The sequence below is a fragment of the Pseudoalteromonas sp. SWXJZ94C genome (genome assembly GCF_015864385.1).
Taxonomy (GTDB): Bacteria; Pseudomonadota; Gammaproteobacteria; order Enterobacterales; family Alteromonadaceae; genus Pseudoalteromonas.
This window is the reverse complement of sequence record NZ_JADYXF010000007.1, coordinates 104,879-125,126: the sequence shown is the minus strand read 5'-3', so window position 1 is coordinate 125,126 and position 20,248 is coordinate 104,879. Positions and strand designations below refer to the sequence as shown.

Sequence of the window (20,248 nt, the reverse complement as noted above, 5' to 3'; positions counted from 1 at the left end):
CAGGTTCAATTCCAAAGAAATTAAGGGCAATGCGAGAACGAGTGAAACGTTATATTCTTCCAGAAAAAAGAAAACGGCCCAAAAGTAGGACCGTTCGGATTTCAAAAACTCGGTACACCATTAAGTCAAAGCATGCTTAACTGAATGGTGTTAAGCATATAGCTGGCTTTTTAATATTTACAAAAAAGTACTATTAACTTTTTTGTTTACTGTGTTTTTTACCCATACGCTTTTGCATTTTTTCAAACTTTTCACGTTGCTCTGTGTTTAGCACTTGCCATACTTGGTGTTGAGTTTTTAATTTAATTAAACCCATTTCTTCACCTTTTTCGTGGCGTTGTGTTAATAATTCTTTTGCTGCATTTTCGTCAAACGTAGCAGCCGATAATAATGCATCCATTTTAGCTTTATTAGCTGTGCGCTGTGCTTTACGCGCTTCTTTATCGGTGCCTCTTAACGCTTGCATTTGCGTTTTTTGCGCTTCAAAAATAGCCTTTAATTTAGTTTGCTGCTCATCTGTTAGCTCAAGTTTGTCAGCACCGCGCTCAGAAAGTAAAAAGCGTGCTGGTGAATTACCTTGTCTATGCCCGTCGCCTTTAGCCATTACGCTACTAGCACCAAGTGTTGCTGTTGCTAGGCCAAAAACAAGTACTAATTTTGAAAGTGTATTTAATTTAGTCATAATCGTTACCTTACTATTGGTTGTACTATTAATTGCATTATTGATTGGGCTATTAATAAAACGAGGTTGGTTGTAAGTCCTCAATCAGCTGAGTTAACTATACCTTCTTCAATGCAAAGTAACGCAAAGCAGTGTAAAGGTTGTGTAAAGATTCACTTTTGCACTATTTAGGGCGTAAAATAACGCTATAAACAACTCTAAGGGTTTGTAAATGAAACTATTAATGATTGATGACGATACGGGTCTTTGTGAACTATTAAGCGAATACTTAACCGCTCAAGGCTTTGAAATACAAAGTGTACACGACGGTGAGCAAGGCTTAAAGTTAGCGCAAACTAATGACTATGCACTTATATTACTTGATGTAATGCTACCTACCCTTGATGGCTTTGAAGTACTTAAACAACTTAGGCAAACAAAGTTAACCCCAGTAATTATGCTTACTGCAAAGGGTGAAGACTTTGACCGTATTTTTGGTTTAGAGCTAGGCGCTGACGATTACATACCTAAACCATTTAATCACCGAGAATTACTTGCACGCGTTAAAGCAATTACACGACGCATAGAACATATTAATAGCCTCAATGTCACCACAAGTAGCAAACTACTGGTTAACGGTATAACGGTTAATTTAGCCTCGCGAGAAGCCGCTATTGATAATAATGTGCTCACACTAACCGGCACTGAATATGAAATACTTGCCTTACTTTGTAAAAGTGCGGGCGAGGTGGTCAGTAAAGAGTTAATTAGTGAAGAAGTGCTTGGTCGCCGTTTAGCATCATTTGACCGATCTATTGATATGCATGTAAGTAATATCCGTAAAAAAATAGCTGAGCACATATCAACAGAACGAATTAAAACAATGCGAGGCACTGGCTATGTATTCATCCAAGGCGAATAAGCCCACTTTGTTTTCTTGGCTTAAGCATCCTAACCACTATTTATTTTTTAAAATATTTATATGGTTTTGGTTGACTATAATAGGCACTGTTGCAGCGTTGGTATTTTTAAGTAATATTACAGCGATTAATGCAGTAACCAACGAGCCATTACATGGACCAATGGAAAAAAACTTAATTTATACCGCTAAAAATATAGAGCGCTCAGTAATAAAACATAAGCGTACACTTAACGATATGCTATCTCACCCTCGCCTTTCAAAACGCAAATTGCTGTATTTAAGTGCTGAACAATCAGAGGACTCTTTAACCAATAAAGAAGTCCCAATTGATGTCGATTTAAGCTTACTTAATTTTACAAAAAATATGTCACCGCAAATTATTTTTACAGAAAAATACCAGGCTTTTGGTCCAATAAAAATAACAGTACCAGCGGGCGATTTTTATCTATACGAAATAGATATGAACCACCAACAACCTCTTTTTATTCGTTTAAAGTTAATGCCTGGCTGGATGAAAGTATCTATCGCTATTTTTGCCTCCCTTATTTTAAGTTTTTTATTTAGTCGCAATTTAATTGCACCTATAAATAGCCTAAAAAAAGCCGCTGTTAAACTCTCTAGCGGAGATTTAAGCGCAAGGGCTGCCATTTCTATAAATCGAAAAGATGAGTTAGGTGTATTAGGTCGCGACTTTAACAGCATGGCTAATCAATTGGAGCTGTTAATTAGCTCTCAAAAACGTTTACTTGCCGATATATCTCACGAATTACGCTCCCCCCTTACGCGTTTAAAAATGGCAACGGGGCTTGCACAAATGCAAGCAAACGAAGCAAGCCAATCGTATTTACTACGCATTGAAAAAGAAGCTAATCAGCTTGATAAAATGATTACCGATGTATTACAAGTTTCACGCTTAGAGGCAAAAAGCCAGGCGCTTTCATTACATACGCAATCTCTGCAAATTATTGTTGAGCATGTTCTTAACGATGCACAATTTGAAGCCAAACAAAATAATAAGCAACTGCAAATAAGTGGTAGTGCAGAGGTAAATATTGACTGCGATGAAACCCTTATAGCCAGCGCACTTGAAAATTTATTACGCAATGCAATAAAATACGCCAAAAACACCATCAGCATTAGCCTAAAGCACAGTGACGCTATATATATAGAAATTTGTGATGATGGTCCGGGTGTACCTAATGATCAGCTTAACAAGCTATGTGAGCCGTTTTTTAGACAATCTGATGCGAGAGATCGTGTTAGTGGTGGCACAGGCTTAGGTTTAGCTATCGCTAAAAATGCGATTACCGCACATGGCGGAAATTTAGTGTTATCAAATAAAAAGCAAGGTGGCCTTTGTGCTAATATTACGTTGCCAATAATAAAAGAGTAAACCATGTTTTATAGTAGTGAGAGCGAACTTAAAAGTAATCAATCGGCCATTAACAGCTTTTATGATAATACGCTGATTAAGTCTTATTTAAGTACGCCTTGCGGGCAACTTTTTTACGCTTATGCTAAGCCAAATAATGCGCATACGGCTATTGTAATTAGTTCCGGACGCATTGAAGGGCTCGATAAATACAAAGAGCTATTGTGGGAGCTTTATAATAATAACTTTGCTGTATTTATAGTCGATCATCAAGGGCAAGGTCGCTCTTATCGTCATTTAAAAAATAAGCATAAAGGTTATGTAAAATGCTTTAAAAATTACAGTCTCGATTTTGATTTATTTAATGCAAAAATTGTGGACACTTATTGGCAAGGCAAAAAGGTATTAGTTAGCCACTCAATGGGGGGCGCTATTGCATTTGATTACTTAGCACATTTTGAGCATAGCTATAGTGGCGCTTTTTTATCGGCTCCAATGCTCGACATTTACACAAAAGGCACACCTAAGCCGTTAGCTAAATTAGTTGCAAGTAGCGCAAATTTACTAGGTTTTCAGTACAGTTATGCACTTGGGCAAACAGATTATAGCCCAATTGATTTTGCGTTAAATGTTTTAACAAGTAGTCAAATACGTTACGATTTATTTAGGCAAACTTACCAAAAAGATTCAATGTTGCAGTTAGGTGGGGTTACCTATGGTTGGTTACATACCGCTTTTTCGTTTATATCTTCAATAGATAGATTAGCCGTTAATATTCCACTTTATATTGCCAGCGCACAAAACGACGAAGTAGTCGATAACAACGCACAATATACACTAGCAAAAAGGCACAAAAATACAGTAATCGAGAGCTTTGCTGGTGCTAAACACGAACTATTTTTTGAACGTGACGAAATACGCCAACCGTTATTAACTAGCTTGTATACATTTTGTGAGTCAGTTACGGCTTAACAAGCAGCTATTTTCAACACTAATTCCCTTGAATTTACTTGCTAGAAAAAAGTAAGTTTAAATAGCATTATGGTTCAATGTATTCACAAACCGCTTAATCAGAGGTCAGGTTAAGCACCGACAATGGGTCTAGGTGAATTAATATATCAACCTCAGATTCAAACTCTTTTGCGATTAATGCTTCAACTTCGTCAGCAATATTGTGCGCACGAATAAGCGTTAAGTTGTCATCTAGCTCTAAGTGCATTTGAATAAATTTTACTTTCCCGCCTTGGCGTGTGCGAATGTCATGCACACCATGTACATCGCTATGCGCTTTAGCTATGTCTAAAATGCTTTGCTTTTCATCATCAGGGAGTTCTTTATCCATTAAGTGATCGGCGCTATCGCGGGCTATATCCCAACTGTTATAAATTAAGTAACCTGCAACGCCAATAGCAAAAATAGGATCGGCATACAACACGCCATAATAAGCTAGTAAAATGGCAAGTAGTACTGCTGTATTTAAAATTAAATCGCCTTTGTAATGCACCGAATCTGCTTTTATTGCTATTGAATCGGTGTATTTAACTACTTTATTTTGTACATAAACAATAACAAGCGTACAAGCAATTGCAAAAACACTCACCCAAACACCCAATAAAGAGTGGCTAAGTACAACAGGGTTAAATAAACGTTCAATACCATGAAATGCCAGTAAACAAGCCGAGCCTGCAATAAACGCTGCTTGCCCTAATCCAGCTAATGCCTCTGCTTTACCATGACCAAACCGGTGATCGTCATCAGCAGGACGCAGTGCATAACCTAATACCAATAAGCTCATTGCCGTGGCTGTAATATCCATTAATGAATCGGTTAACGAGCCAAGCATTGAAGCCGACCCCGATGCAAGCCATGCCCATGCTTTTGCTGCAATCATTAAACTTACCATTACCATGGTAACAATACTGGAAGTTTTAACCCAAAATTCGTAACTGCGGTTATGCACGTTTTTATCCGCTAATAAGAGTATTCAATGGCTTGAGTATATCATTTTTTTGAAGGGTTTCGTGTATACTGAAAGCCGTTAAACTACAGATTATTTAAAAGGCTTATTATGCTGGATATTGTTTTATACCAACCTGAAATACCTCCTAACACGGGTAATATTATTCGCCTATGTGCAAATACTGGCTACGCATTACATTTAATTGAGCCATTAGGTTTTGAATGGGACGATAAACGCGTAAAACGTGCAGGTCTTGATTACCATGAGTTTAGCCATGTGCAACGCCATGCTTCATTTGAAGATTATCTTGAAAAGTGCAAACCAAAAAAAATATATGCATGCACCACTAAAGGCAGCCAATTTCATCATGAAGCAAGTTACGAAGCTGGTGATTGTTTAGTATTTGGACCAGAAACACGCGGTCTTCCTGACGAGATGATTCAAGCTTTGCCAAATGAGCAACGTGTCCGCATTCCTATGCAAGCAAATAGCCGTAGTATGAATCTATCTAACGCGGTAGCTGTATTTGTTTACGAATCGTGGCGTCAGCTAGGTTTTCCTAACGCGCAGTAAATAGCTTTGAGCTAAACAACAAAAAACCGACATAATTGTCGGTTTTTTAGTTTTATAAATGCTTATAAATTTATTCAGAACGTTGCTCTCGACCCAATAGCGCCATTGCTGCTTCTTTCATATCTTTATTTTCATAAAGTACTTTATAAATTTGCTCAGTGATCGGCATTTCTACACCGGTACGTTGCGCTAATAAATATACTTCTTTGGTGTTCCTAAAGCCTTCAACTACTTGACCAATTGACTCAATGGCAGCATCTACGCTTTCACCTTTACCTAACGCTAAACCAAATCGACGATTACGAGACTGATTATCAGTACAGGTGAGTATTAAGTCCCCCAGCCCTGCCATTCCCATAAAGGTTTCTGGTTTTGCGCCCAGTGCACAACCTAATCGTGTAAGTTCAGCAAGCCCACGTGTAATAAGTGCTGTACGTGCATTTGCGCCAAAACCTACACCATCCGAAATACCTGCGCCAATTGCAATTACATTTTTAACAGCGCCACCAAGTTGTATGCCAATAAAATCATCATTGTTATACACACGAAATGAACGTCCACAATGAAGTAAATCAGCTAACTGCTGAGCAAACTCAGTAGAAGTAGAAGACACCGAAATAGCTGTAGGTGAACCCATCGCCATTTCTTTTGCAAATGTTGGACCCGAAAGTACCGCTAATGGAATGTCACCGCCAAGTTCTTGCAAAGCAACTTCTTGCAGTAAACGACCAGTATTTGGTTCAAGCCCTTTAGTTGCCCATGCTAACTTTGCACCCTTTTGTAACGCTGGTTTTATTTGCTTAAGCGTATCGCCAAAGGCATGGCTTGGCACAACAACAAGAACAATAGGACTACTGGCAACAGCACGTTGTAAATCGGCTTCTAAAGATAGAGTATCTGGGAATGGAGCATCAGGTAAGTAACGTTGATTTTTCCGCTCAGCTGCAAGCGTGGCAACGTCGTCGCTATTTCTACCCCAAAGAGTCACATTATGACCATTTCGGGCTAAACAAATAGCAAGGGCGGTGCCATAAGACCCCGCCCCTAATACAGTAACAGCTGTCGTTGCTGTACTCATAAATTACGCGTCTGCTGTAACCTGGTCAGCTGGCGCAGTACGTTGTTGCATGTACTGTGCAAACAATGCGTCAAAATTTACTGGCGCAAGGTTAAGCTGTGGGAAAGTACCACGGTTAACTAGGTTTGATACTGCTTCACGTGCATATGGGAATAACACGTTAGGACAAAATGCACCGAGCATATGCGCTAGTTGTGCTTCTTCAACATCAGCAATAGTAAAAATACCCGCTTGTTGAATTTCACATAAAAACGCAGTTTCTTCACCAAGAGAAGCTGTAACAGTTAGTGCTAAAACAACTTCAAATACACCTTCGTCTAACTTGTTAGAGCGAGTGTCTAAGTCTAGCTTAACTTCTGGTGTCCATTCTTTTTGAAAAATAGCCGGTGAATTTGGCGTTTCAAACGACACATCTTTAGTGTAAATACGTTGAATAGTAAATTGTGCGCCGCTTTCTTGGGCTGCTACGTTTTGGTTTTCTTCGTTCATTGTTATTCCTAACTTGTTCGTTATTATAATTAAATTAAGCGCTTAGCTTAGCGTCAAGTTTACCTTGCGCTTCAATAGCCATCATGTCGTCGCAGCCACCGATATGTTCATCATTAATAAAAATTTGCGGTACTGTGCTTGCGCCGCCTGCTTTAGCAATCATTTCATCGCGTAGCTCAGGCTGAACACCAATATCTATATTTGTATATTCTACGCCTTTGCTATTTAAAAGCGAAAGTGCGCGCTGACAAAATGGACAATACGCTTTGGTGTATAAAACAACATTACTCATAATAAATCCTCTATCGGTCTAGCTAAAAATGATTAGCGACCTGTTGTAGTTGGTAAGCTGGCAGATTGCCATGCACCCATGCCACCGGCTAATAAGTAAACACGTTCAAAACCGGCTTTACTCATAGCGGCTGCAGTACCTTGGGCAGTCATACCTGTAGTACATACTATTATAATGGGTTTAGTCTTGTACTTTTCAAGGCTTGAAAAGTCAGATTGTTTAGCTTTTTCTGGAACTAAGTGTTCTGCACCCGAAATATGCCCAACTTTAAACTCTTTTTGTGCACGTATATCTATTACCTGACCATCATCGCGGTTAATAAGTAACGTAAGTTGCTGAGGGTTTATTTGGCGAACGGCTGAAAGCTTACTTTTTATCCAGCCACTAACGATAAGAAATACAATACCAACCCAAGCAAGGCTTAAAATTGGGTGATTGGTGATAAATTCAATATATTGATCCATTCGACTTCCACTATAAATTACATCCTAAAACGCTATGTTTTAGATATTTTAGACTTGAACCACGCAAGTATACCCAAACCAACTTAAAATGCGAGTTTAGGGACTGTTTAAAAGTACATAAAACGCCCCATATATAAGTTATCCAGCGTGCATTAACGACTTTACTTTATATCGCACAATGAAAAATTTTAATATGCTGTTTTGATTGCTGATCCTAGCTACAAAACACGGTATGCTAAAGCGAGACAGGTGCCAATTATTCAGGAGCTACTATGACAGAACATAAAAAACCACTGGTATTAATGATTTTAGACGGTTGGGGATACCGCGAAGATGAGCAAAGTAACGCTATTCTTGCAGCAAACACGCCGGTATTAGACGATTTATGGGCTACACGCCCTCATACATTAATTTCAGCCTCAGGTTTTGATGTTGGTCTTCCTGATGGTCAAATGGGCAACTCAGAAGTTGGCCATGTAAATTTAGGCGCAGGACGTGTTGTTTATCAAGATTTTACTCGCATTACTAAAGCAATTAACGATGGCGAATTTGATTCAACGCCAGCACTTGTAGAAAATATAGATAAAGCCGTTAAAGCAGGTAAAGCTGTACATATTATGGGACTACTGAGCCCCGGCGGTGTGCACAGTCACGAAGATCATATTGTGGCAAGCATTGAACTTGCTGCAAAACGTGGTGCAAAAGAAGTGTACTTTCATGGCTTTTTAGACGGCCGCGATACACCTCCTCGCAGCGCTAAAGAATCAATTGAGCGCATTGAAGCGTTATTTGCAAAACTCAAATGTGGTCGATTAGCCTCATTAGTTGGTCGTTATTATGCAATGGACAGAGATAATCGTTGGAACCGCGTAGAAAAAGCCTACAACGTAATTGCATTAGCCGAAGGCGACTTTAATTATGACAATGGCGTAACAGCTCTTGAAGCAGCTTATGAGCGCGACGAAAACGACGAGTTTGTAGCCGCAACAACTATTGTACCTAAAGGCGCTAAATCAGCCGCTATAAATGATGGCGACACACTTATATTTGCTAACTTTAGAGCCGACAGAGCCCGAGAAATCACACGTGCTTTTGTTGAACCAAGCTTTGATGGATTTACTAAAAAAAGTACGCCTAAGCTGAGCGCATTTGTAATGATGACAGAATATGCTGCCGATATTGATGCGCCAGTAGCATTTGGTCCTACGCCTTTAGTTAATGTACTTGGCGAGTGGTTTGAAAAACATGGCAAAACACAGTTACGTATTTCAGAAACCGAAAAGTACGCACATGTTACGTTTTTCTTTAGTGGTGGACGAGAAGATGAGTTTAAAGGCGAAACGCGCGAGCTAATTCCTTCACCTCAAGTAGCAACGTATGACTTACAACCTGAAATGAACTCAGAAATGCTAACCGATAAGCTAATAGCAGCAATTAAAAGCGGTAAATACGACGCCATTATTTGTAACTACCCTAATGGCGATATGGTTGGTCATTCTGGTGTATTTGAAGCAGCAGTTAAAGCATGTGAAGCTGTAGATAGTTGCATTGGTCGAGTTGTTGATGCGCTTACAGAATTTGGTGGTGAGGCATTAATAACGGCCGATCATGGTAACGCAGAGCAAATGGCAAACCTTAAAACAGGTCAAGCGCACACTGCACATACTAGCGAACCAGTTCCATTTATTTATGTAGGTCGCGATGCAACAGCATCAACAGGTAAAGCATTAAGTGATGTTGCACCAACTATGCTTCACTTAATGGGTATGGAACAACCAAGTGAAATGACAGGCAAACCTATCATGACGTTGAAATAACAAATGAATAGACGTATTAACCGGTTAATTAAGTGCGGATTAATACTCACTTCATTAGCGGCTGCTCCTGCAGTCGCTAACGAAGATCGTACTAAAAAAGACTTATCAGAAGTTCAAAATGCACTTGAGCAAAGCCGAGCAGAATATGATGCACAACGTAAAAAAATAGCTAAATTACAAAAAAGCCTCAAAAGTCACGAACTCGATATAGCTAAAAACGCCAAAGCCTTAAACATGGCAGAGCAATCAGTTAAAGAAACCCAACAACAACAAAAACAGCAGCAGCAAAAAGCTGGACAACTTGATGAAAAGCATACTGAATTTCAACGCATTTTAGCCGCGCAAATAAAAAGCGCGTATATGGCTGGTGGCGATGACTACTCTAAAATGATGTTGAACCAAGAAGATACGGCTAAATTTGAACGAACACTTAGCTACTACAATTATTTAAATAAAGCGCGAATAGAACAAATTGAAGAGTTAAAAGAACTTCAGCAGCAAATAGTACAAAACCAAATTGAACTTGCTAAAACAGAGCAAAAATTAGTCGCCTTACATGATGAACAAAAAAGACGACAAACAGCGTTAGTTAGTGCGCAAAAAGAACGACAAACTAATTTTAAAAACTTAAAAGCACAGATCAACGGCACCAAAAGTTCGATTAACTATTTAAAAGAAAACCAACAAACCTTAATTACCACCATCGAAGAACTCGAAAAAGAAAAAACACAAAAAATAGAATTACTCGGGCTAAATAAAAGTAAAGGCAAACTAAACTGGCCAAGTAAAGGTAAATTAGAGCATACGTTTGGTCAGCGCAAACATGGTGGCATTGATTGGAAAGGCGTATTAATCGGCGCAAAAGAAGGTGCAAATATTAACAGTGTGCAAAATGGACAAGTTGTATTTGCTGATTGGTTAAAAGGTTATGGTTGGGTAATAGTTGTAGATCATGGTGAAGGTTTTATGAGCCTATACGGTCATGCTCAAACACTTCTAAAAGATGTGGGCGATATGGTACGTGAAGGCGAAACCCTTGCTTTAGTTGGGCAAAGCGGCGGACAAGCCAGTTCTGGTCTATACTTTGAAATACGCCATAAGGGACGTGCAGTAAATCCTGTAAAATGGTGCAGACGAATTTAATTAAATTAACCGCTGCGCCGCACTGGAGCAGCTAATGAATAATAAAACCACTACCCCATACACTTTAAAAAATACAAACACAGGCTTAGCACTAAGCCTGTGTTTGCTTATCTTAATAATCCTCTTGGTACTGTCGAACAACGTATTTGCAAGTTCAGTAAAAGAATTAAAAAATAAAAAAATCAATGAGATTTTATTTAATATTCAAGCTTATTATGTAGAAGATTTAGCACTTAAAAACAGTGAGCATATAGAATATGACAACCAACAATTTGAGCTTTTATACGCAAAACTCGATCCCTACTCTAAGTATTTAGATGAGCAAGAACTCACCGCGTTATTTGATAATACAAATGGACGCTATACCGGTTTAGGAATTGAAGTTAAAAATATTGAAGGAAAAATGACTATCGTAGATGTTGTTAATAACTCACCCGCTAAAAATGCAGGCGTTTTACCTAACGATATTATTATAAGTGTAAACAAGCAAACTATTGAAAGTCTTACAATTGATCAAGTAGCAGCTTTAATAAGAGATAGTGAATTTGCAAATATAAACCTAACTGTGCAACGAAATAAAAATAATATTTCTTTTAATGTGACTCGAACTGAAATAAACCTAGAAAGCGCTACAAGCCAACTTTTAGACTCCGGTACCGGTTATTTGGCAATTAATGCTTTTTCTAATCACACATTACATGAAGTGGCTATGCAGGTTGCTGCAATGCAAAGTAACTATGGTCACTCACTTAAAGGGCTTGTTATTGATTTGCGTGATAATCCAGGAGGGACATTGCAAAGTGCAGTAGCAGTATCTGATTTGTTCTTACAAAGCGGCACTATTGTTACAACCAAAGGACGCTTTTATGACGCTAATCAAGCTTTTTACGCTAAGCGTGGAGATATTTTAAAAGGAGCGCCAATCGTGGTGCTTATCAACGAAAATTCAGCCTCTGCCGCCGAAATTTTAGCTGCGGCTTTAAAAGATAATAAACGCGCTAAAATTGTAGGAAGCCAATCGTTTGGCAAAGGGTCAGTACAAACACTCATTCCTTTAGCTGACGGAAATACAGCAATAAAACTCACTACCGCTAAGTACTTCACACCATCGGGAGCATCAATAGATGGCATAGGTATAACGCCCGACGTGGCGATTAATCAAACAACTCTTTCACAAAGCAATAAAGCCGTTATAATAAAAAATGAACAAGCTAATGGTACTCAGCAATTACACTTTGATAATTTAGCCGATCTACAATTAGTTAAAGCAAAACAATTACTCAGTATGCAATAAACGAGCTTTATTTAGGGCTATGTACTGACATTAAAAAGATAATAATAATTATAAACGTGAAAACTATACCGGTGAAAAACATAAATATAAGAATAATAATGTCGTTTTTATTCGTTGTTTGCTTTGCATCTACTGCTGTTAAAGCTAAACAAATAGCGATAGTGATTGATGATATAGGCTATCACCAACGAGATTTAGAATTTCTCTCCTTACCTGGGCAATTGACGTATTCAATTTTGCCTCATACCCCTTATTCACAAATTTTTGCAACACTCGCCAGTCAATCAAATAAAGAATTATTATTACACATACCTATGCAGGCATTAAATGGCAAAGAACTAGGTCCGGGCGGGCTCACGTTAAATATGAATAAAAAGCAGCTTCAACAGACGCTCGGTACGGCTCTCGCAAGCCTACCGCAAGTAAAAGGCGTTAATAATCATATGGGATCAGCACTAACGCAACAAAGCCAGGCAATGCAGTGGACGATGGAAGTACTTAAAAAACGAAACTTATACTTTTTAGATAGCCGCACAACGGGTTTAAGCCAAGCCCAAAACGCCGCTAACTTTTTGGGTGTTGCGAATATTAGCCGCCAAGTATTTTTAGACAATATAACCACAACAGAGCAATTACAACTCAGATTAAATGAGTTAAAACAACAAGCAACAGATCATAACTTTGCCATTGCGATTGCCCATCCCTACCCTGAAACTATTGAATTTCTACGCCATGCATTGCCTAGACTAACAGAACAAGGTTTTGAATTAGTACCTGTGTCGCAGTTGGTTGAGCGAAAGTATATTCAGTTAGCGCAATCTGAGGGAAAGGCGGGAAATGCTAGATAAGTCATAACGCTTAACTCAAAACAAAAAGCACTTAAAGCGGTGTTAATTGAATACTTAAATATTGGCATTTAAACTTATGATATTTATTACTACTTAGCATCTGCTATTTTTTGTTTTTATAAGGCTTAAAAGCAAAAAAGCCCCGCATTTTCATGCAGGGCTTTTTAAATTTTGTAGCTTGAGCAGTATTAACTCATAGCGCTTTGTAGCTTTTTCATCGCTGTTTTTTCTAATTGGCGAACACGTTCAGCAGATACACTGTACTTTTGCGCAAGCTCTTGCAGTGTTGCCTTGTCATCTGACAACCAACGAGCACTAACAATATCTTGCGAACGTTCGTCTAGTGTTTTAAGTGCACTAAACAAACGAGTATGTGCTTGCTCTTTCCATTGTTGTTGCTCAACGTCGTCAGCTAAATCGGCTGCGCCATCTGTTAAATACTGTACTGGTGAGTAAGTGCTTGTTGGCGCGTTATCATCATCGTCACCAGTTAAGTCAAAGCCCATGTCTTGGCCGCTCATACGCGACTCCATTTCACGAACTTCTTTTTCACTTACACCTAGCTCGCTAGCTACAGTGCTAACCTCTGATTGGTTAAACCAACCTAAACGTTTTTTATTTTTACGAAGATTAAAAAACAATTTACGTTGCGCTTTAGTGGTCGCAACTTTAACTATGCGCCAGTTTTTAAGCACAAACTCATGAATCTCTGCTTTAATCCAATGCACTGCAAACGATACTAAACGAACACCCACTGCTGGGTCGAAACGTTTAACCGCTTTCATCAGGCCTATATTGCCTTCTTGGATTAAGTCTGCTTGTGGTAAACCGTATCCCGAGTAGCTTTTAGCAATATGTGCTACAAAGCGTAAATGCGACATAATGAGTTGCTTGGCAGCACTAAGATCGCCTTCGTCTTGAAGCCTTTTAGCAAGTTCTTGCTCTTGTTCAACTTTAAGCATAGGGATAGTGCTTACCGCTTGAAGGTAACCGTCCATGCTTGCGCTTTGTTGTCCGACTGTAAGTGCCATTGCGTATAAATCTTTACTCATTTTTCACCTCGGTGATAAACATTTGAAACTATCTTAGCACTCTTTCTCTAAGAGTGCTAACCCCAATTTAAAACTTTTTTGAAGTATAAATCAAGGAGTTTTTTAGTATGTATTTAGTCTACTATAAGCGACTGAATAAGTGATGAATTAAGGGATTGCAGGAGGTTAACCTCAGCGTATCACCTTATTTACAACTCATTACTTTACGGGAGGATAGTACATAAATATGACAGTTTTAATAACGCGAGGTACAACCCAAGTCGATACTATACGCGTATCAAGTTGGGTTGGTTCACTTATACTTTATCGGGTTCTATTTCTTTAATATACCGATTTACAGATAAATACGAGCCTACAAAGCCTAAACTTGTAGCAAGTAAAACTAAAAAACCGAACTCTTTTAATGTTAAACCAATTAGCGAAAAGCTGGTTTGGTAAACCCCTGCTACACTGCTAACAGCGCTCGACAGCCACCACATCATTAAAGCTATACAAATAAAAGCAAATAAACCACCTATTACGCCATACCAAATACCCGTCCATAAAAATGGCGCATGAATAAATGTATTAGTAGCACCAACTAATTTCATCACTTGGATCTCTTCTTTTTTATCCATAATTGATAAACGAATAGTATTACCAATAATTAGCGTGACGGAAGTAAGTAATAGTAACGTTATAGTAATTACACTTTCTTTTAATAAACTAAGTAATGCATTTAAGCGCTCTAACCAAGCTATATCGAGCTTACCAAAGTCTACCTCACGTTCACCTTCTAATTTAGTTAAAAGCGCTTTAGCTGCGTTAGGTTGACGATGACGCTTGGTTGGTGTTATCAACACAACATCTGGAAGCGGGTTGCTATCTAAATACTCTAGCGCTTGCCCAAAACCCGATACATCTTTAAATTCTGTTAATGCTTCTTGCTTTGAAATAAATGCAACGCCTTCCACTTCTGGGTATAGCGCCAAGCGTTTTACTAGCGTTTGCGTTTCTTGCTCGCTCATACTTTCTTTTACAAACAACGAAATTTCGCTCGCTTCTTCAAACCCACTACTTACTTGCTGAACGTTTTTAACGACCAAATAAAGCGTCGCCGGTAAAGTTAAACTTAAGCCCAACACAGCAATTGTCATTAACGAAGCTAATGGCGTACGCCACATTTCACCTAAGCTATGTACACCTTGGCGAAAAATATTAATAATAAAAAAGTAGCCGCCCGCTAATACAGATTTTTTTTGCTTTTGGTTTTTATTTGTTCGACCTTTAAAAAGTAAACTCATAAAGCCCCCTCAGCTAGCGGATCTTGGAGCATTCGACCATCTTTTAACGTTAGGCTTCTATACTTCATTCGTGCAACTAAACCTAAATCATGGGTGGCAATCAATACTGTTGTACCGTGCTTATTAAAGTCTTCAAATAATCGTAAGATTTCCATTGAAAGTTCAGGATCAAGATTACCCGTTGGCTCATCGGCTAATAAAATTGGCGGTGAGTTTACAATAGCGCGAGCAATACCTACGCGTTGCTGCTCTCCCCCTGAAAGCATAGATGGATGACATTTAATCTTATCAATTAAACCCACTTTATCGAGCGCTCCATGTACACGCTTTGCGATTTGATTATGGTGAGTACCTTCAATGATCAAAGGTAAGGCAACATTATCAAATACAGTGTAGCGCTCTAATAAGCGATGATTTTGAAAAATAATACCTATGTCACGACGAGCATAAGGAATTTGACGCGAGTTAACCTTATTTAAATCAACACCGTTGATAAAAACACTTCCCGCAGATGGGCGTTCCATTAAGCTAATTAGCTTTAATAGCGTACTTTTACCTGCGCCACTGTGACCGGTTAAAAATGCTAGTTCTCCAGGTTTAATATGAAAATTAACTTTTTCAAGGGCACGATGCCCTCCTGGGTAGGTTTTACTTACTTGCTGAAAATTTATCATTTTTTATTATGCCAACTCCATTAACACATTAATAAAATTGGTATTCCTCGCAATTAAAAAGGGAGCAAGCTCCCTTTTGGTAAATTAAACGTCGTCCTCATCTTGGCTAAATAATGCATCAATAAAGTCATCGCTTTTAAAGGCGCGTAAATCATCAATACTTTCACCAACACCAATGTAACGAATTGGAATATTAAACTTATCAGCTACCGCAAAAATAACACCACCTTTTGCAGTTCCATCAAGTTTTGAAAGCGTAATTCCCGTCAAACCAACACATTGGTTAAACAAGTTTACTTGGCTAATTGCATTTTGCCCCGTGCCTGCATCGATCGTTAACATAACTTCGTGAGGTGCATCTGGGTCAATTTTTTTCATTACTCGTGCTATTTTTTCAAGCTCTTGCATCAAATTGTCTTTATTTTGCAAGCGACCAGCTGTATCGGCGATTAACACATCAACCTTGCGCGCTTTAGCAGCTTGAAATGCATCAAAAATAACAGACGCACTATCAGCACCAGTGTGCTGTGCAATAACAGGAATACTATTGCGCTCACCCCATACTTGCAATTGCTCAACTGCTGCGGCTCTAAATGTATCGCCAGCAGCAAGCATCACAGATTTACCTTCACTTTGAAACTGCTTTGCAAGCTTACCAATAGTCGTTGTTTTACCAACTCCATTTACACCAACCATTAATATAACAAATGGCTTTTTATCAGCAGGTATTACCAAAGGTTGCTCTGCAGTTTTAAGCATAGTTGCCATTTCTTGCTTCATAAGCTCGTAAAGTGCATCGCCATCTTTTAACTGCTTGCGGTTAGCTCCATCAGTTAATCTGTCAATCAACTTCATGGTTGTATCAACGCCTAAATCAGCGGTTAATAACTGAGTTTCAAGCTCTTCAAATAAATCGTCATCAATCTTTTTACCACTAAATACAGAAGCAAAACCTGAGCCTATATTAATACGTGTTTTTAATAAGCCTTTTTTAAGACGAGAGAAAAAACCTTCTTTTTTAGGCTTCTCCTTTTTAGATTCATCGTTAGCTAATTTTTCTGCTTCGATACGCTCTTGTTCTAAACGTGCAACTTCTGCTTGTTCTGCCGCTATACGTTCTTGTTCTAAACGTTCAGCTTCTGCTTGCTCTGCTGCAATACGTTCTTGCTCTAAACGTTCAGCTTCTGCTTTTTCAGCCTCAATACGTTCTTGCTCTAAACGTGCAGCTTCTGCTTGCTCAGCCGTAATGCGTTCTTGTTCTAAACGTGCAGCTTCTGCTTGCTCTGCCTCAATACGTACTTGTTCTAAACGCTCAGTTTCTGCTTTCTCTGCCGCAATACGTTCTTGCTCTAAACGTGCAGCTTCTGCTTGCTCTGCTGCAATACGTTCTTGCTCTAAACGTGCAGCTTCTGCTTGCTCTGCCGCAATACGTTCTTGCTCTAAACGTTCAGCTTTTGCTTTCTCAGCTGCAATACGTTCTTGTTCTAAACGTGCAGCTTCTGCTTGCTCTGCCTCAATACGTACTTGTTCTAAACGTGCAGCTTCTGCTTGCTCTGCCGCAATACGTTCTTGCTCTAAACGTGTAGCTTCTGTTTTCTCAGCCGCAATACCTTCTTGTTCTATACGGGCAGCTTCTGCTTTTTCAGCCGCAATACGTTCTTGCTCAAGACGCATTTGCGCTTCTTGTTCTGCTAAACGTGTTTGCTGTTCTAATTGCTGCACTTGAGCATCAGCTTGTTCTTTTGCTAATAACTCTGCATTTGCTTTCTCAATCGCTAACTTCTCAGCTTGCTCTGCTTCGCGTTTTTCATCAGCAAATCTTACTTGTTCTAAACGGTTAGCTTCAGCTTTTTCAGCGGCTATACGTTCTTGCTCAAGACGCATTTGCGCCTCTTGTTCTGCTAAACGTGTTTGCTGTTCTAATTGCTGCGCTTGAGCATCAGCTTGCTCTTTTGCTAATAACTCTGCATTTGCTTTCTCAATCGCTAACTTCTCAGCTTGCTCTGCTTCGCGTTTTTCATCAGCAAGTTTTACTTGTTCTAAACGTTCAACCTCAGCTTTTTCAGCCGCAATACGTTCTTGCTCAAGACGCATTTGCGCCTCTTGTTCTGCTAAACGTGTTTGCTGTTCTAATTGCTGCGCTTGAGCATCAGCTTGCTCTTTTGCTAATAACTCTGCATTTGCTTTCTCAATCGCTAACTTCTCAGCTTGCTCTGCTTCGCGTTTTTCATCAGCAAGTTTTACTTGTTCTAAACGTTCAACCTCAGCTTTTTCAGCCGCAATGCGTTCTTCTTCGAGGCGCATAGCTTGTGCTTGCTTAGCTTCAATGCGCTCTTGCTCTAAACGTTCAGCTTCTTGTTGCTCAGCTAACGCTTGTTGGTTTTCAGCCTCATTTACTTGTTCTGCTTGTTTTTCATCTGACTTACCAAAACCGAACCAAGACAGGAATTTATTTTTTTTTGCCATACTTGCTAATAACCACTTATAAAAATCTGATAAACTAAAATTTGAAAATAGCTTGGCAATGCCTAGCAATATAGTTGCCGGCCAAACAACCGTTCAAAACGTGAATGCTAAATAGTAACACTTTTAATGCGGATGAAAAATGAAGCTATACATAATCTATGTACAATATTATCTGAGCTAAATCTCAGATACCATTTTTTAGTGAGCTAAATGAGAAAAAAAACAGCGCAAAATAAAGCAATTAGTAAATCCAGCGATGGCTTTATTAGAGTAATCAGCGGCCAATTTCGTGGCCGTAAGCTCCCAGTAAAAGACGTACAAGGTTTGCGACCTACGACCGATCGCATAAAAGAAACGGTATTTAACTGGCTAATGCAAGATACTCGAGATACAAATGTACTCGACTGCTTTGCAGGTTCTGGTGGTTTAGGATTTGAAGCGCTTTCTCGCTTTGCTAAAAGCGCACTATTTGTTGAACTAGACCATTGTGCAGCTAAACAACTTGAGCAAAACATTAGCACCCTAAAACTACAAAATGCACAAGTAAAGCACATCAATACATTGTCTTTTTTAGAACAAAAAAACTTAAACGAACCATTTAATCTTGTTTTTGTTGATCCTCCTTTTCGTAAAGATTTAGCACAAATAAGTTGTGATTTACTAGAAAACAACCAATGGCTTAACGCCCAAGCGTTAATTTATGTCGAAGTTGAATCTGAATTAAACACTTTCACCCCACCAAGCAACTGGTTGTTAATTAAAGAAAAAAAAGCAGGTCAAGTATTTTGCAGACTGTATAAGCGTCAAACAAATTAATACTATTTTAGATGATGCGTTTCTGTTAATATTGTCCTTTACATGTGGTGTTGCTTCGGATTACAATACCGCACCATTTTTGAACCACTTGATCAATGTTTGATCAACTTGAGCAACGCTCATAATTTAGGTAGGTGAATTTTTAATGCCAGTAATTAAAGTAAGAGAGAACGAACCGTTTGACGTAGCACTTCGTCGCTTCAAGCGTTCATGTGAAAAAGCAGGAATCCTTTCAGAAGTTCGTCGTCGCGAGCACTATGAAAAACCAACAGCTGAACGTAAACGTAAAAAAGCTGCTGCAGTTAAACGTCACATGAAAAAACTTTCTCGTGATAACGCACGTCGCGTTAAATTATACTAATATATTAGGTCTTGTATAAATGAGCCTTTTAATAACGCTAAAAGATGCGCAAAAAGATGCGATGAGAGCCAAAGACAAATTACGTCTTAACCCTATTCGCATGGTACTTGCTGCAATCAAGCAACGTGAAATTGACGAGCGCATAGAACTAGACGACGCAGGTATTACCTCCGTTATAGTGAAGCTTGTTAAACAACGTCGTGACTCTTACACTCAGTACAAAGATGCTGGGCGTGATGATTTAGCTGATATTGAAGCTAGTGAGATTACAGCACTTGAAACTTTCTTACCTCAAGCATTGAGTGAAGAAGAAATCATTGCTCTCATTGATGCGGCTATTGCTGATACTAACGCAGCAGGTATGCAAGACATGGGTAAAGTAATGGGTATAATCAAAAGCAAAGCTGAAGGTCGCGCCGATATGGGCAAAATCTCTGGTTTAATTAAGCAACGATTAACAGCCTAATACACCCACATACATTAAAGTATGATTGAAGCAAACCGAGCCTAGCGCTCGGTTTCTTCGTTTAAAATTTATTTAAAGTACATTTATATCCGAAGTTAAAAACGAAATTATTTATACCTACCCTATTTATTTAGCTGTCATTTTGGTAAGTTAAAACACACTTTTTTTTGCGCTAAGTTTGTATGAAAAGTAAATTTCGCTTTCGTTATTCATCTCA

Annotated in this window: 21 protein-coding genes and 1 pseudogene; 12 read left to right on the top strand and 10 right to left on the bottom strand. The window is 38.9% G+C overall.

Going from position 1 to position 20,248, the window contains the following annotated elements; all coding sequences use genetic code 11:
* Positions 1 to 140, top strand: a pseudogene (locus tag I6F65_RS04760) (IS4 family transposase); the annotation flags it as partial.
* A 53-nt stretch (positions 141 to 193) separates the two neighbouring features.
* Here I6F65_RS04760 and I6F65_RS04755 read toward each other — a convergent pair.
* Positions 194 to 682, bottom strand: coding sequence for a Spy/CpxP family protein refolding chaperone (locus I6F65_RS04755; RefSeq protein ID WP_197111736.1), 489 nt, complete (start codon positions 680 to 682; stop codon positions 194 to 196).
* A gap of 211 nt (positions 683 to 893) precedes the next feature.
* Between I6F65_RS04755 and I6F65_RS04750 the strand changes: the two genes are divergently transcribed.
* Genes I6F65_RS04750 through I6F65_RS04740 form a run of 3 tightly spaced genes read left to right on the top strand, consistent with a single transcriptional unit; the run spans position 894 to position 3,927 of the window.
* Positions 894 to 1,583, top strand: coding sequence for a response regulator (locus I6F65_RS04750; protein WP_024612463.1), 690 nt, complete (start codon positions 894 to 896; stop codon positions 1,581 to 1,583).
* On the top strand, positions 1,561 to 2,976 hold the full coding sequence (locus I6F65_RS04745) for an ATP-binding protein (RefSeq protein ID WP_197111734.1): 1,416 nt from the start codon (positions 1,561 to 1,563) through the stop codon (positions 2,974 to 2,976). Before I6F65_RS04750 ends, I6F65_RS04745 begins: the two co-directional genes overlap by 23 nt.
* Before the next feature lie 3 nt (positions 2,977 to 2,979).
* Positions 2,980 to 3,927 carry an alpha/beta fold hydrolase gene (locus tag I6F65_RS04740; RefSeq protein WP_197111732.1) on the top strand — a complete coding sequence of 316 codons (948 nt, stop codon included), beginning with the start codon at positions 2,980 to 2,982 and terminating at the stop codon, positions 3,925 to 3,927.
* Between the two features lie 94 nt (positions 3,928 to 4,021).
* Here the strand turns inward: I6F65_RS04740 and I6F65_RS04735 are convergent, their stop codons facing one another.
* The gene (locus I6F65_RS04735; protein WP_166108920.1) at positions 4,022 to 4,864 is read right to left on the bottom strand and encodes a cation diffusion facilitator family transporter; all 843 of its coding nucleotides are present in this window, start codon (positions 4,862 to 4,864) and stop codon (positions 4,022 to 4,024) included.
* Between the two features lie 159 nt (positions 4,865 to 5,023).
* Here I6F65_RS04735 and trmL point away from each other — a divergent pair, with 159 nt between their 5' ends.
* The gene (trmL, locus tag I6F65_RS04730; protein WP_024612459.1) at positions 5,024 to 5,488 is read left to right on the top strand and encodes a tRNA (uridine(34)/cytosine(34)/5-carboxymethylaminomethyluridine(34)-2'-O)-methyltransferase TrmL; all 465 of its coding nucleotides are present in this window, start codon (positions 5,024 to 5,026) and stop codon (positions 5,486 to 5,488) included.
* 70 nt (positions 5,489 to 5,558) lie between these two features.
* Here the strand turns inward: trmL and gpsA are convergent, their stop codons facing one another.
* The 4 genes from gpsA to I6F65_RS04710 are packed head-to-tail and all read right to left on the bottom strand — an operon-like array spanning position 5,559 to position 7,811.
* Entirely contained in the window at positions 5,559 to 6,566 is a 1,008-nt protein-coding gene (gene gpsA / locus I6F65_RS04725; RefSeq protein WP_166108814.1) for an NAD(P)H-dependent glycerol-3-phosphate dehydrogenase, read from the bottom strand.
* A 3-nt stretch (positions 6,567 to 6,569) separates the two neighbouring features.
* On the bottom strand, positions 6,570 to 7,055 hold the full coding sequence (gene secB / locus I6F65_RS04720; RefSeq protein ID WP_024612457.1) for a protein-export chaperone SecB: 486 nt from the start codon (positions 7,053 to 7,055) through the stop codon (positions 6,570 to 6,572).
* A gap of 34 nt (positions 7,056 to 7,089) precedes the next feature.
* Positions 7,090 to 7,347 carry a glutaredoxin 3 gene (gene grxC, locus I6F65_RS04715; protein ID WP_077536886.1) on the bottom strand — a complete coding sequence of 86 codons (258 nt, stop codon included), beginning with the start codon at positions 7,345 to 7,347 and terminating at the stop codon, positions 7,090 to 7,092.
* A 32-nt stretch (positions 7,348 to 7,379) separates the two neighbouring features.
* Entirely contained in the window at positions 7,380 to 7,811 is a 432-nt protein-coding gene (locus I6F65_RS04710) for a rhodanese-like domain-containing protein (protein WP_024612455.1), read from the bottom strand.
* Positions 7,812 to 8,083: 272 nt separating this feature from the next.
* On the opposite strand from I6F65_RS04710, the gene gpmM reads away from it, so the two are divergent.
* The 4 genes from gpmM (at position 8,084) to I6F65_RS04690 (ending at position 12,913) form a co-directional block, all read left to right on the top strand.
* The gene (gene gpmM, locus I6F65_RS04705; RefSeq protein ID WP_197111730.1) at positions 8,084 to 9,628 is read left to right on the top strand and encodes a 2,3-bisphosphoglycerate-independent phosphoglycerate mutase; all 1,545 of its coding nucleotides are present in this window, start codon (positions 8,084 to 8,086) and stop codon (positions 9,626 to 9,628) included.
* A 3-nt stretch (positions 9,629 to 9,631) separates the two neighbouring features.
* Positions 9,632 to 10,771, top strand: a complete 1,140-nt coding sequence (locus I6F65_RS04700; RefSeq protein WP_197111728.1) for a murein hydrolase activator EnvC — start codon at positions 9,632 to 9,634, stop codon at positions 10,769 to 10,771.
* 34 nt (positions 10,772 to 10,805) lie between these two features.
* Positions 10,806 to 12,065 (top strand): S41 family peptidase, encoded by a 1,260-nt coding sequence (locus I6F65_RS04695; protein WP_197111727.1) that lies wholly within the window; start codon positions 10,806 to 10,808, stop codon positions 12,063 to 12,065.
* 98 nt (positions 12,066 to 12,163) lie between these two features.
* Positions 12,164 to 12,913, top strand: coding sequence for a divergent polysaccharide deacetylase family protein (locus I6F65_RS04690; protein WP_197111725.1), 750 nt, complete (start codon positions 12,164 to 12,166; stop codon positions 12,911 to 12,913).
* Between the two features lie 188 nt (positions 12,914 to 13,101).
* On the opposite strand, the gene rpoH is transcribed toward I6F65_RS04690, so the two are convergent.
* From rpoH to ftsY, 4 genes are all read right to left on the bottom strand, one after another.
* Positions 13,102 to 13,965 carry an RNA polymerase sigma factor RpoH gene (rpoH, locus tag I6F65_RS04685; RefSeq protein ID WP_166108810.1) on the bottom strand — a complete coding sequence of 288 codons (864 nt, stop codon included), beginning with the start codon at positions 13,963 to 13,965 and terminating at the stop codon, positions 13,102 to 13,104.
* 296 nt (positions 13,966 to 14,261) lie between these two features.
* Positions 14,262 to 15,248 carry a permease-like cell division protein FtsX gene (ftsX, locus tag I6F65_RS04680; RefSeq protein ID WP_197111723.1) on the bottom strand — a complete coding sequence of 329 codons (987 nt, stop codon included), beginning with the start codon at positions 15,246 to 15,248 and terminating at the stop codon, positions 14,262 to 14,264.
* On the bottom strand, positions 15,245 to 15,922 hold the full coding sequence (gene ftsE / locus I6F65_RS04675) for a cell division ATP-binding protein FtsE (RefSeq protein WP_024612449.1): 678 nt from the start codon (positions 15,920 to 15,922) through the stop codon (positions 15,245 to 15,247). The genes ftsX and ftsE overlap by 4 nt, the downstream gene beginning before the upstream one ends.
* An 84-nt stretch (positions 15,923 to 16,006) precedes the next feature.
* Positions 16,007 to 18,388 carry a signal recognition particle-docking protein FtsY gene (ftsY, locus tag I6F65_RS04670; RefSeq protein WP_197111721.1) on the bottom strand — a complete coding sequence of 794 codons (2,382 nt, stop codon included), beginning with the start codon at positions 18,386 to 18,388 and terminating at the stop codon, positions 16,007 to 16,009.
* A gap of 210 nt (positions 18,389 to 18,598) precedes the next feature.
* On the opposite strand from ftsY, the gene rsmD reads away from it, so the two are divergent.
* From rsmD to I6F65_RS04655, 3 genes are all read left to right on the top strand, one after another.
* On the top strand, positions 18,599 to 19,204 hold the full coding sequence (rsmD, locus tag I6F65_RS04665) for a 16S rRNA (guanine(966)-N(2))-methyltransferase RsmD (RefSeq protein WP_024612447.1): 606 nt from the start codon (positions 18,599 to 18,601) through the stop codon (positions 19,202 to 19,204).
* 145 nt (positions 19,205 to 19,349) lie between these two features.
* Positions 19,350 to 19,565 (top strand): 30S ribosomal protein S21, encoded by a 216-nt coding sequence (gene rpsU, locus I6F65_RS04660; RefSeq protein WP_002957797.1) that lies wholly within the window; start codon positions 19,350 to 19,352, stop codon positions 19,563 to 19,565.
* A 19-nt stretch (positions 19,566 to 19,584) separates the two neighbouring features.
* The gene (locus tag I6F65_RS04655; protein WP_008171091.1) at positions 19,585 to 20,031 is read left to right on the top strand and encodes a GatB/YqeY domain-containing protein; all 447 of its coding nucleotides are present in this window, start codon (positions 19,585 to 19,587) and stop codon (positions 20,029 to 20,031) included.
* Positions 20,032 to 20,248 lie beyond the last annotated feature (217 nt).

Bases quoted from the DNA above. Each gene is read 5' to 3' on its own strand.
- I6F65_RS04750 (WP_024612463.1), top strand. From the start codon at position 894: ATGAAACTATTAATGATTGATGACGATACGGGTCTTTGTGAACTATTA.
- I6F65_RS04710 (WP_024612455.1), bottom strand. From the start codon at position 7,811: ATGGATCAATATATTGAATTTATCACCAATCACCCAATTTTAAGCCTT.
- gpsA (WP_166108814.1), bottom strand. From the start codon at position 6,566: ATGAGTACAGCAACGACAGCTGTTACTGTATTAGGGGCGGGGTCTTAT.
- rsmD (WP_024612447.1), top strand. From the start codon at position 18,599: ATGAGAAAAAAAACAGCGCAAAATAAAGCAATTAGTAAATCCAGCGAT.
- rpsU (WP_002957797.1), top strand. From the start codon at position 19,350: ATGCCAGTAATTAAAGTAAGAGAGAACGAACCGTTTGACGTAGCACTT.
- I6F65_RS04755 (WP_197111736.1), bottom strand. From the start codon at position 682: ATGACTAAATTAAATACACTTTCAAAATTAGTACTTGTTTTTGGCCTA.
- I6F65_RS04745 (WP_197111734.1), top strand. From the start codon at position 1,561: ATGTATTCATCCAAGGCGAATAAGCCCACTTTGTTTTCTTGGCTTAAG.
- grxC (WP_077536886.1), bottom strand. From the start codon at position 7,347: ATGAGTAATGTTGTTTTATACACCAAAGCGTATTGTCCATTTTGTCAG.
- ftsX (WP_197111723.1), bottom strand. From the start codon at position 15,248: ATGAGTTTACTTTTTAAAGGTCGAACAAATAAAAACCAAAAGCAAAAA.
- gpmM (WP_197111730.1), top strand. From the start codon at position 8,084: ATGACAGAACATAAAAAACCACTGGTATTAATGATTTTAGACGGTTGG.
- I6F65_RS04695 (WP_197111727.1), top strand. From the start codon at position 10,806: ATGAATAATAAAACCACTACCCCATACACTTTAAAAAATACAAACACA.
- I6F65_RS04700 (WP_197111728.1), top strand. From the start codon at position 9,632: ATGAATAGACGTATTAACCGGTTAATTAAGTGCGGATTAATACTCACT.
- trmL (WP_024612459.1), top strand. From the start codon at position 5,024: ATGCTGGATATTGTTTTATACCAACCTGAAATACCTCCTAACACGGGT.
- ftsE (WP_024612449.1), bottom strand. From the start codon at position 15,922: ATGATAAATTTTCAGCAAGTAAGTAAAACCTACCCAGGAGGGCATCGT.
- ftsY (WP_197111721.1), bottom strand. From the start codon at position 18,388: ATGGCAAAAAAAAATAAATTCCTGTCTTGGTTCGGTTTTGGTAAGTCA.
- I6F65_RS04740 (WP_197111732.1), top strand. From the start codon at position 2,980: ATGTTTTATAGTAGTGAGAGCGAACTTAAAAGTAATCAATCGGCCATT.
- I6F65_RS04655 (WP_008171091.1), top strand. From the start codon at position 19,585: ATGAGCCTTTTAATAACGCTAAAAGATGCGCAAAAAGATGCGATGAGA.
- rpoH (WP_166108810.1), bottom strand. From the start codon at position 13,965: ATGAGTAAAGATTTATACGCAATGGCACTTACAGTCGGACAACAAAGC.
- I6F65_RS04735 (WP_166108920.1), bottom strand. From the start codon at position 4,864: ATGGTAATGGTAAGTTTAATGATTGCAGCAAAAGCATGGGCATGGCTT.
- secB (WP_024612457.1), bottom strand. From the start codon at position 7,055: ATGAACGAAGAAAACCAAAACGTAGCAGCCCAAGAAAGCGGCGCACAA.
- I6F65_RS04690 (WP_197111725.1), top strand. From the start codon at position 12,164: ATGTCGTTTTTATTCGTTGTTTGCTTTGCATCTACTGCTGTTAAAGCT.